General features: G+C 65.0%; 4 protein-coding genes and 4 pseudogenes. 3 read left to right on the plus strand and 5 right to left on the minus strand.

Translation table 11 applies throughout. The annotated features are described in order from the left end of the window. Positions 1 to 22: 22 nt before the first annotated feature. Together AC07CM_RS49730 and AC07CM_RS49735 are read right to left on the minus strand one after the other, a co-directional pair. Positions 23 to 247, minus strand: a complete 225-nt coding sequence (locus AC07CM_RS49730) for a ferredoxin (protein WP_478883183.1) — start codon at positions 245 to 247, stop codon at positions 23 to 25. After that, the gene (locus tag AC07CM_RS49735; RefSeq protein WP_478883184.1) at positions 244 to 1,431 is read right to left on the minus strand and encodes a cytochrome P450; all 1,188 of its coding nucleotides are present in this window, start codon (positions 1,429 to 1,431) and stop codon (positions 244 to 246) included. Before AC07CM_RS49735 ends, AC07CM_RS49730 begins: the two co-directional genes overlap by 4 nt. Before the next feature lie 895 nt (positions 1,432 to 2,326). Between AC07CM_RS49735 and AC07CM_RS49740 the strand changes: the two genes are divergently transcribed. Then, a complete protein-coding gene (locus AC07CM_RS49740; protein WP_478883185.1) occupies positions 2,327 to 2,998 on the plus strand; it encodes a TetR/AcrR family transcriptional regulator in 672 nt (223 codons plus the stop codon). A gap of 67 nt (positions 2,999 to 3,065) precedes the next feature. Here AC07CM_RS49740 and AC07CM_RS49745 read toward each other — a convergent pair. The 3 genes and pseudogenes from AC07CM_RS49745 to AC07CM_RS49755 form a co-directional block, all read right to left on the minus strand. After that, a pseudogene (locus AC07CM_RS49745) lies at positions 3,066 to 3,509 on the minus strand (helix-turn-helix domain-containing protein); the annotation flags it as partial. 314 nt (positions 3,510 to 3,823) lie between these two features. Further along, positions 3,824 to 4,908: pseudogene (locus AC07CM_RS49750) on the minus strand (IS701 family transposase); the annotation flags it as partial. A gap of 263 nt (positions 4,909 to 5,171) precedes the next feature. Beyond that, entirely contained in the window at positions 5,172 to 5,663 is a 492-nt protein-coding gene (locus tag AC07CM_RS49755) for an Lrp/AsnC family transcriptional regulator (RefSeq protein ID WP_478883186.1), read from the minus strand. A gap of 280 nt (positions 5,664 to 5,943) precedes the next feature. Here AC07CM_RS49755 and AC07CM_RS49760 point away from each other — a divergent pair. Beyond that, positions 5,944 to 7,144 (plus strand): annotated as a pseudogene (locus tag AC07CM_RS49760) (IS3 family transposase). Further along, positions 7,141 to 7,695: pseudogene (locus AC07CM_RS49765) on the plus strand (thiamine pyrophosphate-dependent enzyme); the annotation flags it as partial. The pseudogenes AC07CM_RS49760 and AC07CM_RS49765, both read left to right, overlap by 4 nt. Between the last annotated feature and the right edge of the window lie 92 nt (positions 7,696 to 7,787).

The following is a 7,787-nucleotide window of genomic DNA, read 5'->3' on the forward strand; positions in this document are numbered from 1 at the left end:
AAAGCCAGCCCAGCACATCGACCTATTCGTCCACCATCGCACCGTCACCGCTACCACGAAGCGACAACGCTCCAGCCGGACACAACCCCACCGCCTCTTGAGCCGCCTCAAGCTCGCCGGCGCCGAGATCGCCCTTGGCTAGCAGGATGACTCGGCCGTCCCTCTCGTCCTGGTCGAACAAGTTCGGAGCGGTGAGAGCGCACAGGCCTGCGCCCACACACCGGTCCCAGTCGGCGTTGACCCTCACCAGGTCACCGGCAGTCGCTCCGGCCCGAAGAGGACCCGGTCGCCGCTGTGCCAAGGGATGTCTGCCACGGGAACAGCGACATCGAGAGTGGGGAAACGACGAGCCAGTGCGGGCAGTGCAATTTGCATTTCCAGACGGGCCAGATGCTGGCCGACGCACTGATGGACGCCGTAGCCGAAGGCGAGGTGCTTCCCGGCGGACTGGCGAGTCAGGTCGACCCGGTCCGGCTCAGCGAACACCTGCGGGTCGCGATTGACCGCGGAGTACGAGACGGCGACGGGCTCGAAAGCCTTGATCACCGTTCCGCCGATCTCAATATCCTCCAGAGCGGTTCGCACATCGGCAACTTGGGTGATGGTGTTGTACCGCAGCAGCTCTTCCACGATGCGACCGACCGGGACTGACTCGGTCCTGAGCGCATCCCACCGATCCCGGTCATGCAGGAGCGTGACGACGCCGAACGCGAGCGAGTTGGCGGTCGTCGAGTGAGACCCTCTTACCAAATTGACCGCGACGGCCACAAGCTCGTCATCGGTCAGCTCGCCATTGTTCACTAGCGCACTGAGAAGATCATCGCCTGGCTCCGCTCGCTTGCCTTCGATGAGTTCCCAAGCGAATGCGCGGAACTCCGCCATTGCCTTGAGGACTTCGTCGACGGTGGAGTTGGGGTGCTGTATGGCCACGCTGAGTCGCTGAAAATTGTCGACGTTGCTTTCTGGAATGCCGTACAGCGCGCACGTCATCAGCGACGGAATGGGAAGAGCGAACGCCTCGACCAGGTCGACGGGGGGCCCAACTTGCTCCATGGCGTCGAGACAACCGGTGACGATTTGTTCGATGTGCGCCTGATGCTTGGCCACGCTGCGCACCGAGAAATGGCTGCCGAGGATACGTCGCAGCCGCGTGTGCTCGGGTGGATCCATCAGAGTGGCGAAGGGCAAGTTGCGTATCGGATGTTCATGGAGCGTCCGCAAAACCTCCGGGTCCCGGAAGGCCGCGGTGAGCCGACCCTCCCGCTGGTAACGATCAACAATCGCGCGAACATCATCCGGGAAAGTGGTGTCGCGCTGCATCCCATCAAAGAGCATGCCAGCGCGCGTCGCTTGCATCTGCGGCACCCCTCCGGGAAAGACGCTGATACGTGGATCTACCAGCAGGGCACGAGCAAGCTCATAGCTCGTCACGAACCACCCAATGTGACCATCGGGGAAACGGAAGCGGCTCAACGGTTGACTATCACGTAGCTCGCCAAGTTCACGCGGCGGGTCAAACGGGCACTCGCGCTCCGTGGGCAGTCGAACGGGTTCAGGCCGCCCGGCGTCAGGCAAAGGTGAAGTCGTCACGATCGTAGTCCTCGGGTCGTCGGTGCTGTGCAAGGATTCGGCAATGACGCTGGCGTGCGAGATAGCCTGGTCCAGCTGCGTACCAGCTCTTGCTATCGTCACCAGACAAGACGTTGCAGCGCGACCGACAATCTGTCCAGCGTCGGACGCCACAGGTCATCACAGTTTGTCCAGCCTGCTGGTACGTGATCTGCGCCCAGGCGCTACTTCCGAGTCCGGATATGATGGTGTTCGTCCGGACTGTGGTCACGGTCAGTAGCGCCTGCGATGCTGAATGACGGCGAACGTTGCAATCGTGGGCGCGTCGCCGTTCTCAGTCGTGGCGTGCGGTCGTGGATCGTGATCGTGGCTTGAGTGCCCGCAGCAGCCATCGCGGAACCGGCGGATTGGCTAACGGCCGACGCAGTCTGCACCTGATGTGAGCACTTCCTGGAGCGCCGGCTCGACCTCTCGAGCGACGAGCTGAGCCAAGGCTGCATCTCGGAAGCTGACCGATAGGGTCATCCAGCCAGCTTCGTCAAAGCACAGCGTAATAGTCGGTCGGCCGCCTGCCTCGAGACATGGTTGCCAGGTTGACGCGCTTCGTTCTCTTGCACAGGGGAGCCGGCAGGCCAGAGCGGGTTGCCGGAATCGCATGGGAGCTGAAGCACGACTTCGCCCAACCTTGTGCGTGACCGGGCGAAGTGCTTCACTGATAAGCCACTCCATATAGAGCGCGCTATCAGGAAGGGCGGATGTGACACGGAACCGTACCGAACCTCACGAGAAACCGGTGTCGCTGCGGGAGCAAGAGAAGCTAAGGAAGGCTGCGCGCATTCGACAGGCCGCCGAAGAACTCTTCAACGAGAAAAGCTTCAATGACGTCACTACACGGGAACTCGCTGTGCGGGCCAACGTTGGGGAAGCCACGTTGTTCCGCTACATGACCAGCAAGGCCGATCTACTGCTGCAGGTCTATGGCGACCGGATGGAGGAGCTACTCCAGACCATTGAGGAAGCTGATGCCTTTATGATGGCGTCAGACCAGATCTGTGACGGCCAGTTCTATTGTGAACGCGTGTATGCCATTTATAGAGCTAGAGGAGAATTCTACCGGCACGAGCCGGAGAACGCCACCATGTACCTGCGCGAGGGCAAGGTGGTGGGTAGTGATGCAGGCATGCGCACCATGAGGCAAGGCGACCGGTGCATTCGGCTGGGCTCGTCCATTCTCGTGGAAGGACAGAACGCAGGGGTCCTTCGCTCGGATGTCAACGCTGGCTTGGTTGCCCAAAACTGCCACGGCATCTTCATGCATGAAGTGGACCGCACGCCCGTACGAGGGTTCACTCCAGACAGCATTTGGGAACGAGTCCGAGAGCGCCTCGTGGTTCAACTGTCCCCTCTCATTATCGAAAAGCCGGTATAGTGAACGCTCGTTTCCCAAACCGGGGCTCATTGTGGTTGACATGTCCAGGCTACGACCTCGCAGACAATCAATATGTTGGTCTATTCTGTGTGCGGTTGCTGTTCGTGAGCGAAGCAGTGATGTCCGCGGGCATGTAGAACCTGCCTCTCACGGGTGGGATGGAAGCGTGCTCGGCCAGGAACGGCTGGACTTGACGAACGGCCCTGGTGAGGATGCTGCCGTTGACTCCGAAGAGCGGGACAAGTAGGTCTCGGGTGCCGAGTTTGCGCAGGTAGAGCACGGCGGCCCTGACTCTGTCAGCGGTCGTCAGCTTGTCATTGGCCCCTGCGCCGCGAACGCGTTCGCCTCCTCGCTGCTGGAGCCGTCCCTGCTCACGCAACTCATTTAGTTCCTCGGCCAGTTGGTCGACGAGTTGGTCCCACGCCGTTTCGGCCATGCCGGTCAGCTCCGGATTGCGCAGACACCTGGTGCAGGGCCGCGGGGACGGGCCGCCGGGTACCCGGGCGTTCTGTGGGCTCGGCTGCTGGAGGCCGAGACTCAACTCAGGCACCCTGTGATCAGCCGGGAGACCTTCATTACTCGCGTCGGCCAGCTCCCCAGACCGGCTCGCTCGCACACGCGGCCCCTTGCTCGCGTCCGCGCGTACTCAACGAGGCCACTGGTCCCCTGCAGCTCGACCAGTCTCCGCCCTTGCCGCTTGACGCTGATCGTCTTGACCTTCCCGACCACGGGCCGGTGCCGGTGCACCTTGACATGGTCGACACCTTGCAGGCGAACACGGGTGACGGGGTCGCGCGGAGTCGCATCCCACCAGCAGCCGTCCCCGTCCCTGGGGAACCGCCAGCGAACCATGGCCAGCCGCACCAGGGCGGCCATCGGAGTGTCGGCCGGCAGGTTGGACAGCCAGTAATCAGTCGGCGTCTCGGCGCCGACGGGCCATTCGATCAGCAGCCAGCAGTCGGGCAGGACCCCGTCCCACCAGCCCTGCCCGGCGGAGGCGGCGGCCCGGATCGGACGCTCGACGGCCTTGCCCGCAGGGCGGACACGTACGGCCGCGAAGCGGGACCGTAACTCTCCTCGAGAGCCTTGCCGCCAGGTGAGGGAGGTGAATGACTCCGGTCCCAGGCCGACGGCCAACGCCGCCACCGATGGTGCGGGGTTCCGGTAGCGGGGCTGGGGCCAGCAGCCGATGGGCCTCTTACGGTCCGGGGCCTCGGGCTCGGTGCCGAACGGGTGGACGGTCACATCCGCGCGGACGGACAGCACGTAGGCGATGGAGCGGTCTGACAGGGCGGCCCGCAGGTGTGCGTTGCTGCCGTAGGCTGCGTCGGCCACCACGGCCGGCGGTGTCATGCCCCAGCTGGCGAGCGTGTCGAGCATGTCCAGGGCCAGGCGCCACTTCTCGCGGTGCGTGACGTCGGGCGGGACGTGGGTGACGGTCCTGCGCTCGGTGTCCGAGGCCCGCTCTTCGGGCCGCCACTGCAGCGGGCAGGAGGCCGTGTCGGAGGCGGCGTGGACACTGACCGCCACCTGGCAGTTCGCCCGTTTCCCCAACGCCCCGCAGTACTGCGGGGCCACGGCGACCGACATGCGGCCGTCTTTGGGGAGCGACACATCGTCGATCACCCACGCTGCCGGGGCGATGAGCGGCAGCATCCGTTCGGCGATCCGCCGCTGCACGACACCGGATCCCAGGTCGACTGGTTCACGAACTGCTGCAGGTTCTACTCGTTGCCGTCCGGCAGCCGCGAGGCCATGGCCTGGATCGACTTACGGCGGCCGTCCAGCATCAGTCCCCGCAGATAGCAGTCGCCCTTCACCCGCTGGTCCTTGCCCGACACGGAGGCGAACACATCAGCGACGTATAACGCCAACGTCGCCCCGACACGGTTCACTTCATGTGCGTCCACACATCCACCATGCTACCGAGCAGGCCCGACCGGAAGACCTAACGGAGTTCTACTAACAACCCAGCTCCGGCGCGGCGCGCCGGCGGTTCGAGGATGCGTTTCCCTCCCGGCTGAAGCCGGGGAACCCGCGCAAGATCAACGGATGGGACTGTCCTCTCCCACGTCACCTCGCCCGCCCCACTCTGCGCTCGTTATGGGAAGGTGGCCAGTTGGCCCCGCGCTCGCCGCATCCCCTCAAAACGCCGAGGTCAGGTGACCTGGTTTCACCGCGGCTTGCTGTCTTTCGCGGCGCGACGCAGCAACGGGGCAAGGCGGTGCGGTACCAATTCGCGCATGGCCAGGGCCGTCGTGGTGCGTTCGATGCCTGGGACAGCGAGGATCTGCCCCGCGATCCGGTACAGGTCCTCCGCATCCGCGGCAACCACTCGCACGAGCAGGTCGGTTTCTCCGCTGAGGCCGAAGACTTCCACGACCTCGGCGATGCCCGTCAGGGCCTGGGACACGTTGGCCAGCTGGTGCTGGTTGACCTGTGCGGTGACGAACGCGGTCAGCGGGTGGCCCAGCGCTCGTGGGGTAATCCGGCGCTCGAAGGAGCCTAGGGCGCCGCTCTGTTCCATCCGGGCGATCCGGGCCTGGACGGTATTGCGGGACAGCCCCAGATGCTCGGCCAGGGCGACGACAGTGGCTCTCGGATCGGTAGCCAGGGCGAGCAGGATTCGGGCGTCGGTGGCGTCGAGGGTTCGTTCACTGTTCATGATGCTCTGTCATCGCCCCTCAGCTGACTCATGATTTGAGCAGACTGCTCAATCCTAGAGGAATCTATTGTGCAGTCGAAGACTGGTCTGTGTACTGGCGGGGCACAACGCGAAATTTTCTATGGTATTGCGTCGAATGCGGAGGTGGTCTGCGATGGTCACGGAACTGAGGTCGACCGACGTCAAAGGCTCGGGCCCCGGCTGGGAGGAACAGGGGCCTTGACCCGTGATCCTGGACACACGAGACACTGGATCCTGAGGATCTGAGAACGGACATCTCGTGGTCATGAAGAACTATCCGCCGGAGTTCAAGGCGGACGCGGTCGCGCTGTACCAGTCGCGGCCCGAGGCGACGATCCGGCAGGTTGCCGCCGATCTGGGGATCAACCCCGAAACCTTGCGGAACTGGGTCCGGGCGGCCGGAGCGAGCCGGCCCCGGGGGCGCCGGGCGGAGGCGCCCGCCGAGCCGCCCACGCCGCTGGAGGCGGAGAACGCCGCCCTGCGCAAGAAGATCCGTGAGCTGGAGGAGGAGCGCGAGATCCTGCGCAAGGCGGCGAAGTATTTCGCCGGGGAGACGCGCTGGTGAACCGCTTCCAGTTCGTTGCCGACCACCAGCGCCGTTACGGCGTGAAGCGGCTGTGCACCATCCTGGGCATCGCCCGCTCCAGCTTCTACTACTGGCGCCAGACCGCCGAAGACCGGGCGGCCCGGCAGGCTGCCGACACCCGCCTGGCCGCCCGGATACGGGCCGTGCACTGTGAGTCGGACGGCACCTACGGCGTCCCCAGGATCACCGCCGAACTCCGCGACGACGGCGAGCGAATCAACCACAAACGGATCGCGCGGGTGATGCGCAGCATCGGCCTGGCAGGCGTGCGGCTGCGTCGCAGGCACCGCACCACTGTTGCGGACCTGACCGCGGCGAAGGCCCCGGACCTCATCGGCCGCGACTTCACGGCAAGCGAGCCGAACACGAAGTACGTCGGCGACATTACCTATCTCCCGCTGGACGGCGGAAAGTTCCTCTATTTGGCCACCGTCATCGACCTCGCCTCACGCCGCCTGGCCGGCTGGGCGATCGCGGACCACCTGCGCACCGACCTCGTCACCGACGCCCTGGCCGCCGCCGAACGGACCCGCGGCAGCCTCGCCGGGGCGGTCATGCACACCGACCACGGAGCCCAATACACCAGCCGGGCCTTCACCGACGCCTGCCACCACGCCGGCGTCCGCCAGTCCATGAGCGCGATCGGCTCCAGCGCGGACAACGCGCTTGCCGAGTCCTTCAACGCGACGTTCAAACGCGAGACGCTTCAGGGCCGCAAGACTGGTCCAGCGAACGCGAGGCCCGCCTTGACGCGTTCCGCTGGCTCAACCGCTACAACACCCGACGCCTCCACTCCCGCCTCGGACACCGCAGCCCGATCGCATACGAGACAGCGTCCGAGACAACATCAACTACCCTGGCGCAAGCCGCATAGCCCGTGTCCAGGATTCGGGGTCAAGGCCCCAGCTCGCCGTGCTGGAATCGGTCGAACGGCGGGTGCTGTGGCTGTCCACGGCGATCGTCGATCACGCGAACCGGGTGCGGTCGAACGCTTCTGGGCTGAAGGTGGGTGGCCATCAGGCGTCGAGTGCCTCGATGACGTCAATCATGACGGCACTGTGGTTTAACTCACTAACTGGCGAGGACCGGGTGTCGGTCAAGCCTCACGCTTCACCGGTACTGCACGCGATCAACTACCTGCTGGGTGACCTGAGCGAGTCGTACCTGACTACCTTGCGCGCCTTCGGGGGGTTGCAGAGCTACCCCAGCCGGTCCAAGGACCCCGATCCGGTCGACTACTCCACGGGTTCGGTGGGTATCGGCGCCACAGCCCCTCTGTGGGGTGCCCTCGCACGTCGCTACGTGGATGGCCACTTCGGTGGGGCCGGCACGGGCCGCCAGTACCCGTTGCTGGGCGACGCCGAGCTGGATGAGGGTGCGATCTGGGAGGCGATCCAGGACCCCACGGTGCCGGGCCTGGGCCAGGGCTCCGTCGTTCTCGCGGTTGGCCCTGGAGCTGCGGGTATGGACCCGTTATCCCAAGTCGGCGGTGGTGGGCGGTTGGTGACGGGCGACGG

This window comes from Streptomyces sp. NPDC044061 (genome assembly GCF_056434305.1).